At 67.5% G+C, this 18,729-nt stretch carries 14 protein-coding genes; 8 read left to right on the top strand and 6 right to left on the bottom strand.

The window, feature by feature from the left end; genetic code table 11:
• Both DBR10_RS20005 and DBR10_RS11135 read right to left on the bottom strand, forming a co-directional pair.
• The coding region (locus tag DBR10_RS20005; RefSeq protein WP_233243377.1) for a TraB/GumN family protein at positions 1-341 on the bottom strand (341 nt) is incomplete at its 3' end.
• Positions 342-530: 189 nt separating this feature from the next.
• Complete coding sequence (locus DBR10_RS11135) at positions 531-2,657, bottom strand: M3 family metallopeptidase (protein WP_108506188.1); 2,127 nt, start codon at positions 2,655-2,657, stop codon at positions 531-533.
• Positions 2,658-2,777: 120 nt separating this feature from the next.
• Here DBR10_RS11135 and DBR10_RS11130 point away from each other — a divergent pair, with 120 nt between their 5' ends.
• On the top strand, positions 2,778-3,629 hold the full coding sequence (locus tag DBR10_RS11130; RefSeq protein ID WP_108506187.1) for a glutamate racemase: 852 nt from the start codon (positions 2,778-2,780) through the stop codon (positions 3,627-3,629).
• 233 nt (positions 3,630-3,862) lie between these two features.
• Positions 3,863-5,350, top strand: coding sequence for a sigma-54-dependent transcriptional regulator (locus tag DBR10_RS11125; RefSeq protein ID WP_108506186.1), 1,488 nt, complete (start codon positions 3,863-3,865; stop codon positions 5,348-5,350).
• A 130-nt stretch (positions 5,351-5,480) separates the two neighbouring features.
• On the opposite strand, the gene DBR10_RS11120 is transcribed toward DBR10_RS11125, so the two are convergent.
• Together DBR10_RS11120 and DBR10_RS11115 are read right to left on the bottom strand one after the other, a co-directional pair.
• The gene (locus DBR10_RS11120) at positions 5,481-7,898 is read right to left on the bottom strand and encodes a M20/M25/M40 family metallo-hydrolase (RefSeq protein ID WP_108506185.1); all 2,418 of its coding nucleotides are present in this window, start codon (positions 7,896-7,898) and stop codon (positions 5,481-5,483) included.
• Positions 7,899-8,098: 200 nt separating this feature from the next.
• Positions 8,099-10,618, bottom strand: a complete 2,520-nt coding sequence (locus tag DBR10_RS11115; RefSeq protein ID WP_108506184.1) for a TonB-dependent receptor — start codon at positions 10,616-10,618, stop codon at positions 8,099-8,101.
• Positions 10,619-10,876: 258 nt separating this feature from the next.
• Here DBR10_RS11115 and DBR10_RS11110 point away from each other — a divergent pair, with 258 nt between their 5' ends.
• Entirely contained in the window at positions 10,877-12,328 is a 1,452-nt protein-coding gene (locus DBR10_RS11110) for a protein adenylyltransferase SelO (RefSeq protein WP_108506224.1), read from the top strand.
• Between the two features lie 95 nt (positions 12,329-12,423).
• Positions 12,424-12,570 (top strand): hypothetical protein, encoded by a 147-nt coding sequence (locus DBR10_RS19320; protein WP_199223657.1) that lies wholly within the window; start codon positions 12,424-12,426, stop codon positions 12,568-12,570.
• Positions 12,571-12,614: 44 nt separating this feature from the next.
• On the opposite strand, the gene DBR10_RS11105 is transcribed toward DBR10_RS19320, so the two are convergent.
• Positions 12,615-13,784 (bottom strand): winged helix-turn-helix domain-containing protein, encoded by a 1,170-nt coding sequence (locus tag DBR10_RS11105; protein ID WP_272482607.1) that lies wholly within the window; start codon positions 13,782-13,784, stop codon positions 12,615-12,617.
• Positions 13,785-13,927: 143 nt separating this feature from the next.
• Here DBR10_RS11105 and DBR10_RS11100 point away from each other — a divergent pair, with 143 nt between their 5' ends.
• The gene (locus DBR10_RS11100; RefSeq protein ID WP_108556343.1) at positions 13,928-14,782 is read left to right on the top strand and encodes an aldose 1-epimerase; all 855 of its coding nucleotides are present in this window, start codon (positions 13,928-13,930) and stop codon (positions 14,780-14,782) included.
• 12 nt (positions 14,783-14,794) lie between these two features.
• On the opposite strand, the gene DBR10_RS11095 is transcribed toward DBR10_RS11100, so the two are convergent.
• Positions 14,795-16,264 (bottom strand): flavin-containing monooxygenase, encoded by a 1,470-nt coding sequence (locus DBR10_RS11095; RefSeq protein ID WP_108556342.1) that lies wholly within the window; start codon positions 16,262-16,264, stop codon positions 14,795-14,797.
• Between the two features lie 161 nt (positions 16,265-16,425).
• Between DBR10_RS11095 and DBR10_RS11090 the strand changes: the two genes are divergently transcribed.
• Genes DBR10_RS11090 through DBR10_RS11080 form a run of 3 tightly spaced genes read left to right on the top strand, consistent with a single transcriptional unit; the run spans position 16,426 to position 18,640 of the window.
• On the top strand, positions 16,426-17,319 hold the full coding sequence (locus tag DBR10_RS11090; protein WP_108488443.1) for a DMT family transporter: 894 nt from the start codon (positions 16,426-16,428) through the stop codon (positions 17,317-17,319).
• Positions 17,316-18,041 carry an N-acetylmuramoyl-L-alanine amidase gene (locus tag DBR10_RS11085; protein WP_108503611.1) on the top strand — a complete coding sequence of 242 codons (726 nt, stop codon included), beginning with the start codon at positions 17,316-17,318 and terminating at the stop codon, positions 18,039-18,041. The genes DBR10_RS11090 and DBR10_RS11085 overlap by 4 nt, the downstream gene beginning before the upstream one ends.
• Positions 18,041-18,640 carry an FMN-binding negative transcriptional regulator gene (locus tag DBR10_RS11080; RefSeq protein WP_108503610.1) on the top strand — a complete coding sequence of 200 codons (600 nt, stop codon included), beginning with the start codon at positions 18,041-18,043 and terminating at the stop codon, positions 18,638-18,640. Before DBR10_RS11085 ends, DBR10_RS11080 begins: the two co-directional genes overlap by 1 nt.
• The last annotated feature ends 89 nt before the right edge of the window (positions 18,641-18,729 follow it).

Genomic DNA, 18,729 nt, shown 5'->3' with positions numbered 1-18,729 from the left:
GCCCCGCCCTTCAGCAGAAAGCCGGCGATCTGGCCGGGGCCGACCGAGGCCTCTGGCGGCGAGAGCAGCAGGTCGGCCTTGTCGAGCGCCCGTTCCAGTCGCGGGCTGCGCCAGGCCAGCTGGTGGGGCAGGGGGGCGGCCGAGCCGACGACATAGAGCCTTGCCCCGCCCTTCTCGACCAGCCACAGGGCCGGCCCCGGCGGCCGGGCCACGACCAGCAGTTCGGACACGACGGCGCTGCCCGGGTCGGCAGGGGTCAGCTCGACGGTCTGGGCGTGGGCGGTGGAGACCAGGAGCGCCAGGGCCATGATCGAGGCTAAGGTGCTTCGCACTAACGCCATGAAACCTCCCGGTTTGATCTGCGCCTGAGCACACAGGGTCACGCGCCGACTTCAATCCTGTCATCCCGGCCGGACCCCGGCAAAAGCCGGGGGGAGAGCCGGGACCCAGGAGCCAACGCTGTGCGGCGGCCCCTGGGTCCCGGATAGCCTCTGCGAGGCTTCCGGGCTGACAGGCTTTAGGCGTCGCTTCTAGGCCCCCGGCGGAACCGGGAAGCCCCGGTCGCGCATCAGGGCCCCGATCTTGACGTTGCGGCCCCGGAAGGCCTTGAACTGGTCGACCGGATCCACCGAATTGCCCTTCGACATGATGGTCTCGTACAGGCGCTGGCCGGTGGGCTTGTCATAGAAGCCGCCCGGAGCCTCCTGGAAGGCTTCGGCCACGTCGGCGGTCAGGGTGTCGGCCCACAGATAGCTGTAATAGCCGGCTGAATAGCCGTCGCCCGAGAACACGTGCCCGAACTGCGGCGTGCGGTGCCGCATGACGATCTCCTTGGGCATGTTCAGCTTGGCCAGCTCCGTCCGCTCGAAAGCATCGGGATCGATGTCGACGTCGCCGGCCAGGTGCAGCTTCATGTCGATCAGGGCGCTGGCCAGGTACTCGGTGGTGTCGAAACCCTGGTTGAAGGTGCCCGCGGCCTTGATCTTGTCGACCAGGGCCTGGGGGATCGCCTCGCCCGTCTTGTAGTGCACGCAGAACTTGGAGAGCACCTCCTTGGTCGGCAGCCAGTGCTCGTTCAGCTGGCTGGGGAACTCCACATAGTCGCGCGCGACATTGGTGCCCGACACCGTCGGATAGGTGGCATTGGCGTTGAGGCCATGGATCGCGTGGCCGAACTCGTGGAACAGGGTGGTGGCGTCGTCCCACGAGATCAGCACCGGCTCGCCGGGTGCGCCCTTGATGAAGTTGGAATTGTTCGAGACGATCGTGGTGATCTCGCCGCGGAACCGCTCCTGGGTGCGATAGGCGTTCATCCAGGCTCCCGAGCGCTTGCCCTCGCGGGCATAGGGATCGAAGTACCACAGGCCCACATGCTTGCCGGCCCGGGTCACCTCATAGACGGTGATGTCCTCGTGATAGACCGGCAGGCCCTCGACCTTCTTGTATTCGAAGCCATAGACTTGGCCCGAGGCCCAGAACATCGCTTCGCGCAGCTTGTCCAGCTGCATGTACGGCTTCACCTCGTTCATATCGAGGTCGTACTTCGCCTTGCGGACCTTCTCCGCATAGAAGCGATAGTCCCAGGGTTCGATCCTGAAGCCGCCCTTTTCGCTGTCGACGATGGCCTGCATGGCCGCCACGTCGATGGCCACCTGGGCGATGGCCGGCTTCCAGACCGCTTCCATCAGGGCCATGGCGCTGTCCGGCGTCTTGGCCATGGCATTTTCCAGCCGCCAGTGGGCGTGGGTCTGGTAGCCCAGCAGCCTGGCGCGCTCGACCCGCAGCTTCAGGATCTTGCCGATCAGGGCATTGTTGTCGGTGGCCCCGCCGTTATCGCCGCGATTGACGAAGGCCTTCCAGACCTTCTCGCGGGTGGCGCGCACCGGCGAATAGGTCAGGTAGGGGTCAACGCTGGAGCGGGTGTTGACGATGATGAACTTGCCGGGAAGCTTGCGCTGGGTGGCGCTCGAGGCGGCATTGGCCTTCAGCGAGTCCGGCAGGCCGACCAGGTCGGCCTCGCTCAGCTCGATATAGGTGTTCTCGTCGGCCAGCAGGTTCTGGCTGAACTTGGTGAAGTAGCCGGCCATTTCGGTATTGATCGCTGCAACCCGGGCCTTGGCCCTGGCATCCAGCTTGGCCCCGGCCCGCACGAAGTTGGTGTAGTAGATCCACAGCACGCGCTGCTGCTCGGGCGTCAGCCGGGCCTTTTCCGGCGCGGTGTAGACCGCCTCGATGCGTTTGAAGAGGCCGGCATTCTGGGTGATCTTGTCGCCCAGCCCGGCCAGCTTGGTGTCGAGTTCTTCCTCGACCTTCTGGAACTCCGGCGAGCTCATGTTCGAGCCCCAGATGCCGTAATAGCAGTAGAAGTCCGACAGGGCCCGGCCGCTGTCTTCCAGGGCGGCGATGGTGTTCTCGAAGGTCGGCGGGGCCGGATTGGCGACGATGGCGTCGATCTCGGCGAGGTTCTTGGCCATGGCGGCTTCGGCGGCGGGCTTGAAGTCGGCGACCTTGACCTTGTCGAAGGCGGGCACGCCGCCATAGGGGCCGGTCCATTTGGCGAGCATGGGGTTGGTGTCCGCAGCAAAGGCGAAAGCGGGATTGAGGCCGGCCGCGACGCCGGTGGCGGCGGCCGAGGCCAGGAAGGTACGACGTTGCACGGATCGTCTCCGATGGATGTTGCAAGCGACCCTAGGCCGGTCCTGGCGCTACGTCACATGACAGGACCGTAACCTTTTCGGGGCGTGGACGAAGCGCTTCGCCGCGTCTAAAGCTTTGGCATGTCCATCGGCGTCTTTGACTCCGGCGTGGGCGGCCTCTCGGTCCACCGCGCCCTCGTGCAACGCCTCCCGCAGGCGGATTTCACCTATCTGGCCGACCAGGCCAACGCGCCCTATGGCGGTCGGACCGGCGAGGAGATTGTCGATCTGACCCGGGCCGGCTGCGAGCGCCTGTTCGACACGGGCGCCGACCTCGTGGTCCTGGCCTGCAACACCGCCAGCGCCATCGCCCTGCGCCGTCTGCAGCAGACCTGGCTGCCCGGCCATCGCAAGGCGCTGGGCCGACCGGTCAATGTGCTGGGCATCATCGTTCCCACCATCGAGGCGGCCACCGGCCTGCCCTGGGAGCACGAAGCCGAGCGACGCGGCGACAAGGTGGAGCAGCTGGATGTACTCGGCGTGTTCTCAACGCCGGCCACGGCGCGCTCGCGCGTCTATGAAATCGAGATCGACAAGCGCAAGCAGGACCTGGCGGTGTTCTCCCAGCCCTGTCCGGACCTCGTGCCGATGATCGAGGCCGATGCCGGGGCGGTCGAGCTGGCCCAGACCGTCGACGGCTATGTCCAGGCGCTGAAGACCCGCATCGGCCGGTTCCCGGACCGGGTGGTGCTGGGCTGTACGCACTACGAAATCATCGCCGACATCTTCCGGGTCGCCCTGCCGGCCGGAACGCCGCTGATCCAGCAGCCGGCCGCGACAGCGGACGCCCTGGAGCTCTATCTGGAACGCCATCCGGAACTCGACCCGGGCACCGGCGGCTCGCGGGCCTTCCTGACCACCGGCACGCCAGGACCGCAGAACGGCCTCGTCGAGAGCTTCTGGGGCGGCCCGCTGCGGTTCGAGGCGGCCTGAGACCGCACGCCGGCTGGAAAGAACAACCGTGTCGTGATCTTGGGGACTTTCCCCGGTTTTCGGCCGGCTCTACCGTGACTGCTTGCGCTGTTCTGGTCAGATCTTGTTAATCCCGTCCGTTAAGGACCCGGATACCTCTCCGAAACTCGCCCTTTACCCCCGGCGTGTATCACTTCGAGGCAACAAGAGCCGTGCCCCATGTCGGGTGAGGCCGGTTATGGTGGGTGTGCTCGATGTCCAAAACGGTCCTCGTCGTCGATGACGATCCGACCCAGCGCCGATTGATCCAGGCCGTCCTCGAACGGGACGGCTTTGCCGTGGCCCATGCCGAGAGCGGCGATGCGGCCATGGCGATCCTGGCCTCGGGCACCGCCGTGGATGTCATCCTGCTGGACCTTGTCATGCCCGGGCTGAACGGTCAGGACGCCCTCAAGGAAATGCGCGCGCGCGGCTTCACCCAGCCGGTGATCGTGCTGACCGCCAGCGGTGGCGTCGATACCGTGGTCAAGGCCATGCAGGCCGGAGCCACCGACTTCTTCATCAAGCCCGCCAGCCCGGAGCGGATCACCGTGTCGATCCGCAATGCCCTGTCGATGGGCGACCTGAAGGGCGAGGTTGAACGCCTGTCCAAGCGTGTCTCGGGCCGCACCACCTTCGCCGACCTGATCGGCACCTCACCGGCCATGACGCTGGTCAAGCGCATGGGCGAGCGGGCCGCCAAGAGCGCGATCCCCATTCTGATCACCGGCGAGAGCGGGGTCGGCAAGGAGCTGATCGCCCGGGCCGTGCACGGCAGCTCCGAGCGGGCCGGAAAGCCCTTCGTGGCCGTCAACTGCGGCGCCATTCCCGAAAACCTCGTCGAGTCGATCCTGTTCGGTCACGAGAAGGGCTCCTTCACCGGGGCCACCGACAAGCACCTCGGCAAGTTCAAGGAAGCCGACGGCGGCACCCTGTTCCTCGATGAGGTTGGCGAACTGCCGCTCGACATGCAGGTCAAGCTGCTGCGGGCCCTGCAGGAAGGCGAGATCGATCCGATCGGCTCCAAGCGCTCGCAGAAGGTCGACGTGCGTATCGTCTCGGCCACCAATCGCGATGTGGCCACCGCCGTGGCCCAGGGCCGGTTCCGCGAGGACCTCTATTATCGCCTGAACGTTTTCCCGATCGAGGCCCCGTCGCTGCGCGAACGTCGTACCGACATCCCGGCCCTGGTCGAGGCCTTCATCCGGCGGTTCAATGTTGAAGAGGGCAAGCGGGTGATCGGGGCTTCCCCTGAAACCCTGTCGCTGCTGACGGCCTTCGACTGGCCGGGCAATGTCCGGCAGCTGGAAAACACCGTCTATCGCGCCATCGTCCTGGCCGATGCGCCCTATCTGCAGCCCTACGATTTCCCGGCCATTTCCGGGGTCCAGGCCCCGCCGCCCGAAGAGGCGGTCTCGGCCCTCGTCGGCTGCGCGGCCGCCGAGCCCAACCTGCCGGCCGTCCTGCAGGCGGCCCATGCCGCCCTGGCCAATGCGCCGGGCGAGGCACCGGTCCGGATCCTGGACGAGCGGGGGCACCTGCGGACCCTTGAAGAGATCGAACGCGACCTGATCCAGCACGCCATCGAGGTCTATGCGGGCCACATGAGCGAGGTGGCCCGTCGCCTGGGCATTGGACGCTCGACGCTCTATCGCAAGGTTCGCGAGCAGGGCATCGAGATCGACATGAAGGAAGCTGGCTGATGACCGTGATCCTGCGCCCCGTTTCCCGCGAGCAGCGCCTCAAGACCCTGATACGTCCGGTTTCGCGCCTGACCCGGCCCGCGCCAAGGTCGATCTGAGACCAGCACGGTCCGGATCAGTGACCCCGGGCCTACCAGCCCAGGGATGCGCGGGCGATCACTGCCGTCTTGTCCGACATGCCCGTGGCCATCAGGTCCGAAGGCTTGGCGGACGGCGCGCGGGCCTCGCCGGGCCAGCCGTCACGATACTCCATGACTGCTGCCTCGATCCGCCCCCTGGCCGGCGTGGTGAAGCTCAGCGTCACACCGTTGGGGTCGGGCGCGAAATAGGTCACGCTGGACCAAGCGCCGGGCTGCGAGGCGAGGGTCACGGGACGGCCGTTCAGCCGGGGATCGCTCAGGGCCGCATTCGCCCTGATCTTCAGTGTCAGGACTTCGGCTCCCGGACCGGGGATGACGCGGACCAGCAGGCGTTCGCCCGAACGTTCCACGCCCAGAGACGGCGGATCCACGGTCACCAGCCGGGTTTCCGACATCCAGACCGGGTCGTTGACAAAGGGGGGCAGGGCCTGCCGGACAGGGTCCAGCCCACCGTCGCCGATGATGGTTGCTCGCGACCAGGCATCGAGCTGTGGCAGGGTCGAGACCCGCCACGCCTTGCCGGCCCCCGGATCGGAAAGGTGATGCGCCTCGGTCAGGTTGGGCCGCTCTGGCGAGGCGGCGGGGAGACCGGCGGCGACGCAGAGGCCAAGGCCCGTCGCCAGGGTCAGGCCTACGCCTGTCCAGCCCCAGGGGGACTCGGCAAAGTCGAAGGCCAGGGGCACCAGGGCCGGGGTCGCCAGCAGGACGAAGACCGCCAGCACCGCCGGCTCCATCAGGCCGATGCCGGCGAAGGTCCATCCGCCCCAGGCGGTGACCTGGGCGGTGGTCAGGGCGGCCAGCAGGCCGATCGCCAGGGTAAGCAACAGGGCGACCCGACGGTCGCGCGTGCCGCCGAGGGCGAGGACCAGGGCCGCGCCAAGGCTGGCCACCAGCAGCGGCCAGACCAGCATGACTGTGGCCCCAGGGGCCAGGACCTGGGCGGCCGTCGACAGCAGCAGCAATAGGGCGAGGCCCCCGAGCCAGACCCCCATGACTCCGGTCTTGGGGCCGAGACAGGCCCAGATCAGGACAGCGACGACCGCGCCCAGGCCGAGACCGACGGGGTCGAAGCCGCCGACCAGACTGCATGCGCCACCGAGCGCCAGGGCCAGGAGGCTGGGCCACAGTCGCCGGCTGCCGCGCGCCAGGGCGGTCACGATCAGGAGCCCGGCCCCGGTGCCGAGCGCCGCCGCGCCCCATAGCAGCAGGTCAAACCGGCCCAGGATGTCATACAGTCTCTGGCCGCTGTCGACGGCCAGAAGTCGTCCGGTCAGGTGCAGGACCAGGGCCGCGGCCAGGGTGAGCAACAGGCTTCCCGCCAGGCCTCGGGCCAGCTGGAGCGGCGTGGTGGCCCCGCCCTTGATCGCCCGAGCGGCACTGAACCCGATCAGGCCGGCGGCCAGGGCCAGCAGGGCCCAGCCCACCGGGGCGGGATAGTGGATCAGGATCAGACCCAGCAGGTCCGAATAGATGGCGTTGGGGGCTTTGGGCGGCAGGGCTGTTTCGCGCGCCAGGGCCTGGACCACGGGTAGGACCTGATCGCCCAGATGCTGCAGGCTGCCCTGGTTCAGACGCTCCGGGGTGGACAGGGGGGTGTGATAGGCGAGCTGGTTGTCGATCAGGGCAAAGTTCAGGCCCGGGCGTTTGGCTGCCAGGGCATGGGTAAAGTCGGTGTCATTGGGCATCTTTTCGTAGACGGTCGACGCCAGGGAATTGGCCGAGGGGCCCAGGGCGGTGCGCGCCATCAGGGCCAGCAGGGTGCCGTTCTCCGGGCCGGTCTGGAACATGGCCACGCGACCGGAATCGCCGCGGGCCTCCATGTTCACCACCACCCCGACCCGCGCGGCCAGGGGGTCGCGGGCGAAGAAGGCATCGGCCCCCATGAGGCCGACCTCCTCGCCGTCGGTGAACAGGAAGATCACGTCGCGAAGGGGCTTCGCGCCAGTCTTCAGGGCGCGCGCGATCTCGAGAGCGGCTGCCGTACCCATGCCGTCGTCTGCGGCACCCGGCGAGTTGCTGACCGAGTCATAGTGGCTCATGACCAGAACGGCAGGGGCCTCGCGATCACGGCCCGGCAGGACGCCGACGACGTTCTGGACAGCCGCCACGCCCAGGGCTCGCCCGTCCCGGGAATAGGCGGCCTGCCCCTCGCCCGGTCGCATGGAAACCTCGAGCCCGAGCTCACCGAGCCGGGTCAGGAGGTGATCCCTCACCCGGGCGATCTCTGCCGATCCGGTGGGGTGGGGTCTCCGGGCAATGACCCGGACATCCACCATGGCCCGGCCGGCCGAAAAGGTCCCGGGCGGGGCCTTATCCGACAGGGGGGCCGGTGGCCGCTGGGCCAGGACACCAAGCCCGAGACCAAGGGCCAGACAGATCCAGAAGCCCAGTATCCTGATCGTCTTCATGATCGTCCCGCTCGCCGCGAATCTGTCTGACAGGGTGCGTCGAGGAGGGTGTGTCTGAAAGCCCAAAACGAAAAGGGCGACCCGGTCACCCGGATCGCCCTTCCCTCATCCGAAAGCCGGACAGCAGACCTTCCCCTTTGGGGTTATGGCCACCCCGATCAGATCGGGGTGGTCTGGCTGCAGCCTGGATCCCCTCCCGGTTAGAACTTTGCGCGCAGGGTCATGCCGAACGTGCGCGGCGCGCCCAGGAACGCATTGTAGGTGAGCGTGTCGTTCGCCGCGACATAGGTCGAGTTCGTGGCGCTCAGGCCCGAAGAGCCCTGCAGGAAGGCGTTGAAGCCGACCTGGGTGTACTCTTCGTCAAGCAGGTTCTGGCTCCAGAGTTCGGCCGTCCACTTGTCGTCCGCATCGCCGAAGCTGATGCGGGCGTTGACGACCGTATAGGCCTTCTGGGTCTTGGGCGGGAACAGGTCCGAACCGGTGATGTAGTCCGACGAATACTTGGCGCCGACATTGAAGCGGGCCTTGTAGCTGTCACCCACCGGGTGTTCGTAGGTCAGCGAGGCCGAACCCGAATATTCCGGGGCCAGTGACAGGCGGTTACCCGGCAGCTGTGACAGGGCGTTCGTCGGGTCGTTGGGGACCTTCTGATTGCCGTATTCGGTCTTGGCGTAGGTGAAGCCGCTCTGCACGGTCAGGCCACGCACCGGGGTGAACCACAGGAAGTCGGCGTCGATGCCCTGCGAGGTCACTTCCGGGATCGAGCGCACGGCGAACGAGGTGCCCAGGAAGGTGTTCAGCTGGAAGTCGGTGAACTTCTGGTAGAAGCCCGTGAAGTTCAGCAGCACCGAGCGGTTGAACAGGGTGTTCTTGACGCCGATTTCGTAGCTGTCGACGAACTCGGCCGGGAACGAGGTGTCGAGCACCGGCACGACGCCCGAACCGCCGCTGGGCAGGCCGTTCGACGACTGGGCGCGGTCGAGGTTGTAGCCACCACCCTTGTAGCCGCGGGCGAACGAGGCGTAGCTGAACACTTCAGGCGTAAAGCGATAGGCCGCCTTGATGGTGCCTGACCATTCCTTGTCCTTGCGCTCCTGGTGCGTGCCGCGGCCGTTGAACAGCGGGTTGGCCCAGGGCAGGCAGAGGTTGCCGACGATGGTCGGGGTCGCCGCAGCGCCGACAATGCCGGCGATCCGGGCCTGACCGGCCGGGGTCAGCGCGATGCCGCAGCCGACGCCGCCGTCGGTGTTGGTCTGGAAGCTGTCGACTTCCTTGCTTTCCGAGGTGTAGCGCAGACCCGCCGTCAGGCTGAAGGCCTCGGTGAACTGGTAGCTGTTGTTGGTGAACAGGGCGATCGTCTTGGCGCGCTGGCTGTAGGTATCGCGCAGACCCTGGCCGCCGGCGAAGGTCGTGCCCGGCGCGCGGCCGGTCAGGATCGACACGAAGTTGGCGATGCCGGCCGGATTGGCCGTCGAGCGCGACAGCAGTCGGCCCAGATACTGTTCGTAGTCGTTGCCGAACAGGAAGTTGCCACCGGTCTCGAGCTTTTCGTCGGCCAGGAACGCGCCGGCCAGCCAGTCGAGGTCGCCGGTCTTGCCCGCCAGGCGGACTTCCTGGGTGTAGGTGGTGAACTCGCTGAAGTTCGTGCCGTCCTTGACGCGATAGGTGAGGTCAGCGGTGGTGAAATCGCTGTCCTGGCCGTTGTCGGTGCGCCAGTTGCGGATGGCGGTGATCGAGGTCAGTTCGCCGAACGGCAGGTCGATCTTGCCTTCCAGCGAGACGCCCTTGTCCTCGATGGCCGAGGGGGCACCGCGGTTTGAATAGGCCACGCGGTCATAGGGCTTGGCGGTCGGAGCCAGAGCGACCTGGCCGCTGACCAGGTTCAGGATGCCGGCGGTCGGGCCGGTGCGGATCTGCACGGCGCCGCAGCAGTTTTCATCGCGACGGGTGTAGTCGCCGATGAGCTTGAAGGTCGAGGTGTCGTCCGGCACGAACAGCAGTTGGCCGCGCACGGTGTAGAAGCCCTGGTCGGCGTCCTGGCTGCGGTTGCTGCTGGGCTTCTTGCCGTTGATCACGTCGTTGAAACCGTCACGCTCGCGGGCGGCGACATAGAGGCGGCCCGCCACCTTGTCGGAACCCATGATCGGGCCGGTCACCGAGGCGGCGAGGCCGTGGGCGTTAAAGTTGCCGACGGTGGCTTCGGCATCGGCCGCGAAGCCGAACTCCGGCTCCTTGGTCACGATGTTGATGACGCCGGCCGAAGTGTTCTTGCCGAACAGGGTGCCTTGCGGGCCCTTCAGCACTTCGATGCGGTCCATTTCGCCCAGATCGCCGAACGAGACGCCGTTGCGGGGGCGATAGACGCCGTCGATCACCACGCCGACCGAGCTTTCCAGGCCGGGGTTGTCACCGACGGTGCCGACGCCGCGCACGCGGGCGGTGGTCGAGGCTTCCGAGGTGGTGGAGGTCACGGTCAGGCCGGGGGTGAGGATCGTCAGATCCTTGATGTCCTTGACGCCCGTGTCGCGCAGCAGCTTGGCGCCGACGGCGGTCACCACGACCGGCACGTCCTGCAGGTTCTGTTCGCGCTTCTGGGCGGTGACGACGATGCTGTCGACGGTGGGGATGTCGGTTTCCTGGGCCTGAGCGGCGCCAGCGGTGGACAGACCGGCCAGCACGACGGCAGACGCCGTGCCGCAAAGCACCTGGGTAAAGCGCATTTCCTACCTCGGTTCGTTATGCCGCGAGCGCTTGCATCGCCTGCGGCTGATTTTGATTGGACTCGCACGAACGGTTGTTCGAACGGACGTCAGAGAGTTAGGGAGCGTGCCCGCGCAGGGCAAGTATAAACCCTTGTGCGCCAAAGGATCTGCAGGGGCTGTTGCCCAGAAGCGACACGGCTCGACGGCCATTCCAACCCTGCGGAAAACGGGGAACCGGCCTTGCCATTGACGGCTCCGGGGCCCCATCTGGCCTGGATGAACCTTTCAGACGCCTATCGCCCCGACCCGCGCTTCATGACTCTGGGTCCGGACTTTTCCGACCCGGTCTCGGCAGCCGACTTCCCGACCAACATCCTCCGGTTCCGGAACGACCGGGCTGCGGCCACCGTAGGCCTCGACGGCCTCGGCGAGGCCGACTGGATCGCCACCTTCGGCCGCTTCCGACCGCTGCCGGGCAATCAGCCCGGCCCCCTGGCGATGCGCTATCACGGCCATCAGTTCCGCAGCTACAATCCCGACCTGGGCGATGGACGCGGCTTCCTGTTCGCCCAGTTACGGGAAGCGGGGAGTGACCGGCTGCTGGACCTGGCCACCAAGGGCTCGGGCCAGACGCCGTGGTCCCGCCAGGGCGACGGCCGGCTGACCCTGAAGGGCGGTGTGCGGGAAATCCTCGCCCCGGCCCTGCTGGAGGCGCTGGGCGTGCCGACCTCGCGGGCCTTCTCGCTGATCGAGACCGGCGAGTCTCTGCAGCGCGGGGATGAGCCCAGCCCGACCCGCTCGGCGGTCCTGACCCGGCTGTCGCACAGCCATCTGCGCTTCGGCACCTTCCAGCGCCAAGCCGCCCTGGAGCGGCCGGACAATATCGTCCGGCTGGTCGATCATGCCGTTGAGACCTACTATCCGCACCTGGCTGACGCGCCCGACCGGCCGGCGGTCCTGCTGGACGCCGTCGTCCGGGCCAGTGCCCGCCTGCTGGCCGGCTGGATGTCGGCCGGCTTTGTCCATGGGGTGCTCAACACCGACAACATGGTGGTGACCGGCGAGAGCTTCGACTACGGCCCCTGGCGGTTCCTGCCGCGCAATGATCCGAACTTCACGGCCGCCTATTTCGACCATTCGGGGCTCTACAGCTTCGGCCGCCAGCCCGAGGCGGTGTTCTGGAACCTGCAGCAGCTGGCCGCGACCCTGGTCCAGGTGACCGGCCAGGAGGGCCTGCTGGCGGGCCTCAACGGCTTTTCCGACGCCTACCGCGCGGCGCTGCGCGAGGCGATCCTCCGACGCCTCGGGGTCAGGTCGCGGGGGGAGGCCGCTGACATCGCCCTGGTCACGGCCGCCTTTCAGGCCCTGGCCGGCGGGGGCGATGCCCTGCGCTGGGAGCCGTTCTTCTTTGACTGGTTCGGCGGTCCGGCCTCGGAAGCCCGGGCGCTGGACGGGCCGCGCGCAGCCCTCTATGGCGAGCCGCCGTTCCTGGCCTTCCGTCACGCGCTTTCGGCCTTCGAGCCCGACCGGCCCGAGCGACTGACGAGCCCGGTTTTTGGCCGCCCGGAGCCGGAAGAGCTGCTGATTGAAGAGGTTGAGGCTCTGTGGGCCCCGATCGCCGCAGACGACGACTGGGCCCCGCTGCACGCCAAGCTGGACCGCCTTGAACAGGCCCGGCAGGCCTATGATCTGTCCGACAGCCCGGCCCAAACCGTCATCGCGCCGTAGCAGGACTTTTTCCGTTCGGGTCCGGAACAATTGTCATGCTTTGGGCTTACTGAGTCGGAACAAGGCTGACCGTTCGGGCTTTGCGGAGAGACCCTATGCGCTTCCTCCAGTGGGTGACATTGCTGTTCCAGCCGCTGATGCTGGTGGGGGCCGTGGCCATGGCCTTCGTCGGCGCGCTGGGCATTCCCGGCTGCGCCCGCGCCATCAGCGAGTGCCTGAACGAGGCCCGCGAGGTCGCCTGATCCCGCTTTCCTGAACTGCGGCGAACCGTCCAGCCCTGCCGACGTCAGGCCTGCACTGCCGCTGACAGATGCGGTGCCAGGTCGCCCGCAGGCCTTACCTCGACCGCGTCGAGACCCAGCCAGCCGGCCATCCGCCGCAGCTCGGCCGCCAGGGCCAGCGCAGTTTTCGCATCGGCCAGTGGTTCAGCATGGGCCGCCTGGACCCACAGGACGCCGGCCTTGCGGTCGGCCTTCAGGTCGACCCGGGCCGTGATTGCCTCGCCCTGCAGGAACGGCAGCACATAATAGCCATGGGTCCGGCGCGCGGCCGGCGTGTAGATCTCCAGGCGGATCCTTACGCCGAACAGCCGCTCGGCGCGCTCGCGGAACCAGATCAGATTGTCGAACGGCGACAGCAGGGCATGGGCGGTGATGCGACGCGGACAGGCCGCCCCAGCCGCCATGAAGGCCGGGGTCTCCCAGCCCTCCACGGCCGTCGGAACCAACTCGCCGGCCTCGACCAACTCGGCGATCGCCGCCCGCGTCTCGGCGGGACCCATGCGGAAATAGTCCCGAAGGTCGCGCTCCGTCGCCACGCCCATGGCCCGGGCCGCGCGGACGATCAGGGCGCGATGGGCCTCGGCCCGGTCCGGGGTCGGCGTTTCCAGAACAGACAGGGGCAGCACCTGGTCGGGCGTGCCATAGACCCGCTCGAAGCCGGTGCGCCGGGTGGCGGTGGTCAGGTCCCCGGCCCAGAACAGGCACTCGACGGCCCGCTTGGCCTCGCTCCAGCCCCACCAGCCGCCGGGGCCCTTCTTGGCACCGGTTTCCAGCTCGCCGGCCGACAGCGGCCCGCGCCGGCGGATTTCGTCGAGGGCTCCGGCGATGACTTCCGGATGGCTGTCGAAAAACCGGGCCACGCCCTTCCAGACCCCGACGCCGGCCCGGGCGTCGGCCATCCGCCAGCGCAGCAGCGGATGCAGGCCCTGCGGCATCAGCGAGGCTTCATGGGCCCAGTATTCGGCCAGAACCGGTGATGGCCCCCACGCCAGGTCGTCCAGCAGGGCGCGGGGATAGTCGCCCAGGCGCGAGAACAGCGGCAGGTAATGCGAGCGCGAGACGACATTGACCGAGTCGATCTGCAGCACGCCCAGCGCTTCGATCGTCGACAGCACATGGCGACGGCCGGGTGCGGCGGGCCTGGCCCGGCCAAAGCCCTGGGCGGCGAGCGCCATGCGTCTTGCAGCAGCTGCGGAGCATTTTTCGACCATGGTCGAGCCTAACCCTTCCGGTGGGGCCCTGCGCAAGCGCTCCGCGTCTGGGACCGCTAACATCGGGGGGCTTGCCTCGGCATCCAGAATGACCATACCGAAGGCCCATGATCGTCCTCGACTCCGGCGCGGCGCGCCTTGAACTCATCCCCGATGTCGCCGGTGCGGTGCGACGCTTCAGCGTGGCCGGTCGAGAGATCCTGCAGCTCGCCGCCCCCGGGGCCGAGGACGCGCTGCAAACCTCGCATTTCCCGCTGGTGCCGTTCTGTAACCGGATCCCGAACGGCCGGTTCGGCTTCGAGGGTCAGACGGTCACCCTGCCGCCCAATCTCGGCGATCATCCCCATGCCCTGCACGGGCAGGGCTGGCGCGCGCCCTGGAGCACCTCGTCGGCCGGGGCCGGACAGGCAGTGCTGTCCTATGACCACCCCGCCGGTGACTGGCCCTGGGCCTACCGCGCCGAGCAGCGCTTCAGCCTGACCGAGACCAGGCTGAGGCTCGAGCTGTCGGTGACCAATACCGGCGACACGCCGATGCCGGCGGGGCTCGGCTTTCACCCCTATTTCCCGCGCCGCCCCGGCGAGGTTCTGACCGCGTCGGTGGACGGGGTCTGGATGATCGATGACGACGTCCTGCCAACCGAGCATCATGCGGGCGTCTGGGGTCCTGACTGGGCCGCCGGCGCTGCGGTCGAGGGCCATCCGGGCCTGATCGATCATTGCTATACCGGCTGGACGCAGACGGCGACGCTGTCCGCCCCCGGCCAGCCGACCACCACAATCACAGCCTCGCCGGCGTGTCGCTGGCTGCACGTCTATGTGCCGCCGGGCGAGGCCTATTACTGCGTTGAACCCTGCGCCAGCCGGCCCAATCCGTTCGGGGCGGGCGAGACGGGCATCGTGACCCTGGCCCCGGGCCAGAGCCACGCGGTGTGGATGGAAATTGCCGTCAGCGAGGCCTGAGGCCCCCCTGTCCTAGGCCGCCGCCTTCACCTTGCGCCGGCCAAATTCCATGACGCCGTCCTCGACCTTGCCGAGCCGAAGGGTCATCAGGTCGAGGGCATAGTTCTGGTGCACCTTCCACGGGGCCTTGCTGCCCTGTTTGGGGAACTTCTCCATGGCGCGCTGCACATAGCCGGACGAGAAGTCGAGCCAGGGCGCGGTCTCCATGTCCGGGTCGGTGATGCGCGGGGTGCAGGAGTCGGTGCCCGTCCGTGTCATGTGATTGAGCAGGCGGCAGATGTACTCGCTGGTCAGGTCGGCCTTCAGGGTCCAGGAGGCGTTGGTATAGCCGAAGGCCGAGGCCAGGTTCGGCACGTCACTGAACATCATGCCCTTATAGCTCATGGCCTTTGACAGGTCCTGGACGGCGCCGTCGACCACCACCTGCATGTCGCTGAGCAGCTGCATCCGCAGGCCCGTGGCCGTGACGATGACGTCGGCCTCAAGGGTCTTGCCCGACTTCAGCCGGATGCCGGTTTCGGTGAAGGTGTCGATGTGGTCGGTGACAACCGAGCTTGCCCCCGACTTGATTGAGTCGAACAGGTCAGCGTCCGGCACGAGGCACAGGCGCTGGTCCCAGGGATTGTAGCTGGGCGTGAAATGGGTGGCGACGTCGTAGTCCGGGCCCAGATGCTCGCGGACCATGCCCAGCAGGCGCTCCTTGGTCTTGCCGGGGTTCTTGCGGGCCATGTTGAAGAACAGCAGCTGGAACAGCACGTTCTTCCAGCGGGTGATGCCATAGGCGGTCATGGCCGGCAGTTTGGCCCGCAGCCAGTTGGCGATGCCGTCCTCGGCCGGGCGCGAGACCACATAGGTCGGCGAGCGCTGCAGCATGGTGACATGGCCGGCTGTCTTGGCCATTTCCGGCACTAGGGTCACGGCGGTGGCCCCGCTGCCGATCACGACGACCTTCTTGCCGGAATAGTCGAGATCTTCAGGCCATTGCTGCGGATGGACGATGCGGCCCTTGAAGGTCTCGGCACCGGGGAAGTCGGGCGTATAGCCCGAGGCATAGTTGTAATAGCCCGCGCACATATAGATGAAGCCGCAGGTGAAGCTGACGGTCTGGCCGTCATGCTCGGCCTCGACCGTCCAGGTGGCGGTGTCGCTGGACCAGCTGGCCCGCTTGACGTGATGGCCGAAGCGGATGTGGCGGTCGATGCCGTGCTCGGTCGCCGTCTCGCGCACATAGTCCAGGATCGAGGGCCCGTCGGCGATGGCCTTGGCGGCTTTCCACGGCTTGAACGAATAGCCCAGGGTGTACATGTCGCTGTCGGAGCGGATACCGGGATAGCGGAACAGGTCCCAGGTCCCGCCGATGGCCGCGCGGCCTTCCAGGATCGCATAGGTCTTGCCGGGGCAGTGGGTCTTCAGATGATAGCCCGCGCCGATTCCGGACAGGCCTGCACCCACCACCAGAACGTCGAAATGTTCCGTCTTCATTGCGTTCCCCGCCCCTGACCGACGTCCGGCTGGATCCGGACATTTTTATCTGATCATTGTTCAGGAATGAGACGGCGGTTTCGCCGTTACGTCAACCTTCGCTTTGATGGCCGTGGTCGGTTTTCATTGGCACCCCGCTCCGGTGAGCGTATGCGAGGGGCATGTCCCTGCGCGATTTCGGCGTCCTGGTCCTGATCTGTCTGCTCTGGGCCGGGAACAACATCATCTCCAAGATCGTGGTCGCCCACTGGGGCGTGCCGCCGCTGGCCTATGCGGCGGTGCGGTTCGGGCTGGTCGCCCTGGCCACTCTGCCCTGGCTGCTGCCGGCTCCGCGTCCGACCTGGCGCATCGTGCTGGTCGGGCTGCTGATGGGCGCGGGCAACTTCGCCCTGCTGTTCATGGGCTTCAAGACCGCCTCGCCGTCGGCCGCCTCGGTCATCATCCAGCTGGGTGTACCGTTCACCACCCTTCTGTCGGTGCTGATGCTGGGTGAAAAGATCCGCTGGAAGCGCGGCCTGGGCATCACCCTGACCCTGGCCGGGGCCGTGACGGTGATGTGGAGCCCGCACGGGTTCGAGCTGTCGCCCGGGCTGTGGCTGATCGCGGCGGCGGCCTTCACCGGCTCGCTGGGGGCGGTGATGATGAAACAGATGGAAGGGATCAAGCCGCTGCAGTTCCAGGCCTGGGTCGGCTTCTCGTCGGTCTGGCCGCTGCTGGCCCTGAGCGGCCTGACCGAACCCGGCGCGGCGGGCGCAGCCCTCCAGGCCGGCTGGCCCTTTGTGGCTGCGGTGGTGTTTTCGGCCCTGGTGGTCTCGGTCGTGGGCCACACGGCTTACTACGGCCTGATCCAGCGCTATGAGGCCAATCTGATTGCGCCCCTGACCCTGATGACCCCGCTGATGACCATCGGTCTCGGCGTGCTGATCACCCATGACCATTTCGACCTCCGCATGGGCATCGGCGCGGCGCTGGCCCTGCTGGGCGTGCTGATCATCGCCCTGCGCAAGAACCAGGTCATGCCGCTGCTCCTGCTGATGAGAAACCGCTCCGAATGACCCTGCCCGTGATCGAGGCCCCGTCGCCCAATTTCGATGCCCGCAAGGCGATCCCCGACGGCGTGATCCTGCACTATACCGGCATGGAGACCGGCGAGGCGGCGATCGAGCGGCTGCGCGATCCCGAGGCCAAGGTCAGCGCCCACTATGTGGTCGAGGAAGACGGCCGGATCTTCCGCCTGGTGGCCGAGGAGCGCCGCGCCTGGCATGCCGGGGCCGCCTTCTGGAAGGGCGTCAAGGACATCAACTCGGCCTCGATCGGCATCGAGATCGTCAATCCCGGCCACGAGTTCGGCTATCGCGCCTTTCCCGACGCGCAGATCGCCGCGGTGATCAACCTGCTGGCCGACATCCGCTCGCGCTGGATGATCTCCGACAGCCGCATCCTCGGCCATTCCGACATCGCCCCGGCCCGCAAGATCGATCCGGGCGAGCTGTTTCCGTGGAAGCGCCTGGCCGAAAGCGGCCACGGCCTGTGGGTTGAGCCGCCGCCGTCGCCCGGCGCACCTCTGGGCGTGGGCGAAGAGGGGACCGGCGTTTTTGCCTTGCAGGCCGGCCTGACCCGGCTGGGCTATGACTGCGCCCCGACCGGCAAGTATGACGACTGGACGGCCACCGTGGTCGGGGCCTTTCAGCGCCACTGGCTGCAGAGCCGCTTCGACGGCATCGCCGACGGCGAGACCCGCGCCCGGCTGGTGGCCCTGCTGCGGGCGGGTGACTGATGCATCCGGCTCCGGCGTTCCGGGTCGACGATCGCGAGACCCTGCTGGCCTTCCTGGCCGCGCATCCGTTCGTGACCCTGGCCGCCGGCATCGGCGGCCGTCCTTTCGTGGCCCAGGCCCCGGTCGTGGTGCGCGAGATCCAGGGCGAACTGGCCATCGACTTCCACCTGTCGCGCGGCAATGCCCTGGCACCGCATCTGGTCCAGGGCTTCCGGGCGGTGCTGCTGGCGACGGGGCTGGACGCCTATGTCAGCCCCGACTGGTACGAGAGCGCCGACCAGGTGCCGACCTGGAACTATCTGTCGGTCGAGGCCGAGGGCGCGGTGGCCGTGCTCGACGAGGCCGAACTGGTCGCCCAGCTGGATGACCTGTCCCGGCAGGAAGAGGCCCGCCTCGCCCCCAAGCCGCTCTGGACCCGCGACAAGATGGCCCCGGGCAAGTTCGACGCGATGCTGCGCGGCATTATCGGCGGCCGGCTGTTCGTCGAGCGGCTGGAGGGCACCTTCAAGCTCTCCCAGAACAAGACCCCGGCCGACCGGCTGGGCGCGGCTGAGGGCCTCGGCGAACATCCGCTGGCGGGGCTGATGCGGGCGGTGTGAGGGGGGCGGCGGGCGAACTCTTGCGGGCGTCGCTTCTCAGCGACATGATCGAGAAATGTCCCATGCCGACCGAGAACTCCTCACTGCAC

This window comes from Caulobacter sp. HMWF025 (assembly GCF_003060965.1).
Taxonomy (GTDB): domain Bacteria; phylum Pseudomonadota; class Alphaproteobacteria; order Caulobacterales; family Caulobacteraceae; genus Caulobacter.
The sequence above is the reverse complement of the archived record's forward strand: the minus strand, read 5'-3'. Positions and strand labels throughout refer to the sequence as shown.

Coding starts and splice junctions, on each gene's coding strand:
- DBR10_RS11130 (WP_108506187.1), top strand. CDS start 2,778: ATGTCCATCGGCGTCTTTGACTCCGGCGTGGGCGGCCTCTCGGTCCAC.
- DBR10_RS11125 (WP_108506186.1), top strand. CDS start 3,863: ATGTCCAAAACGGTCCTCGTCGTCGATGACGATCCGACCCAGCGCCGA.
- DBR10_RS11120 (WP_108506185.1), bottom strand. CDS start 7,898: ATGAAGACGATCAGGATACTGGGCTTCTGGATCTGTCTGGCCCTTGGT.
- DBR10_RS11115 (WP_108506184.1), bottom strand. CDS start 10,618: ATGCGCTTTACCCAGGTGCTTTGCGGCACGGCGTCTGCCGTCGTGCTG.
- DBR10_RS11110 (WP_108506224.1), top strand. CDS start 10,877: ATGAACCTTTCAGACGCCTATCGCCCCGACCCGCGCTTCATGACTCTG.
- DBR10_RS19320 (WP_199223657.1), top strand. CDS start 12,424: ATGCGCTTCCTCCAGTGGGTGACATTGCTGTTCCAGCCGCTGATGCTG.
- DBR10_RS11105 (WP_272482607.1), bottom strand. CDS start 13,784: ATGGCGCTCGCCGCCCAGGGCTTTGGCCGGGCCAGGCCCGCCGCACCC.
- DBR10_RS11100 (WP_108556343.1), top strand. CDS start 13,928: ATGATCGTCCTCGACTCCGGCGCGGCGCGCCTTGAACTCATCCCCGAT.
- DBR10_RS11095 (WP_108556342.1), bottom strand. CDS start 16,264: ATGAAGACGGAACATTTCGACGTTCTGGTGGTGGGTGCAGGCCTGTCC.
- DBR10_RS11090 (WP_108488443.1), top strand. CDS start 16,426: ATGTCCCTGCGCGATTTCGGCGTCCTGGTCCTGATCTGTCTGCTCTGG.
- DBR10_RS11085 (WP_108503611.1), top strand. CDS start 17,316: ATGACCCTGCCCGTGATCGAGGCCCCGTCGCCCAATTTCGATGCCCGC.
- DBR10_RS11080 (WP_108503610.1), top strand. CDS start 18,041: ATGCATCCGGCTCCGGCGTTCCGGGTCGACGATCGCGAGACCCTGCTG.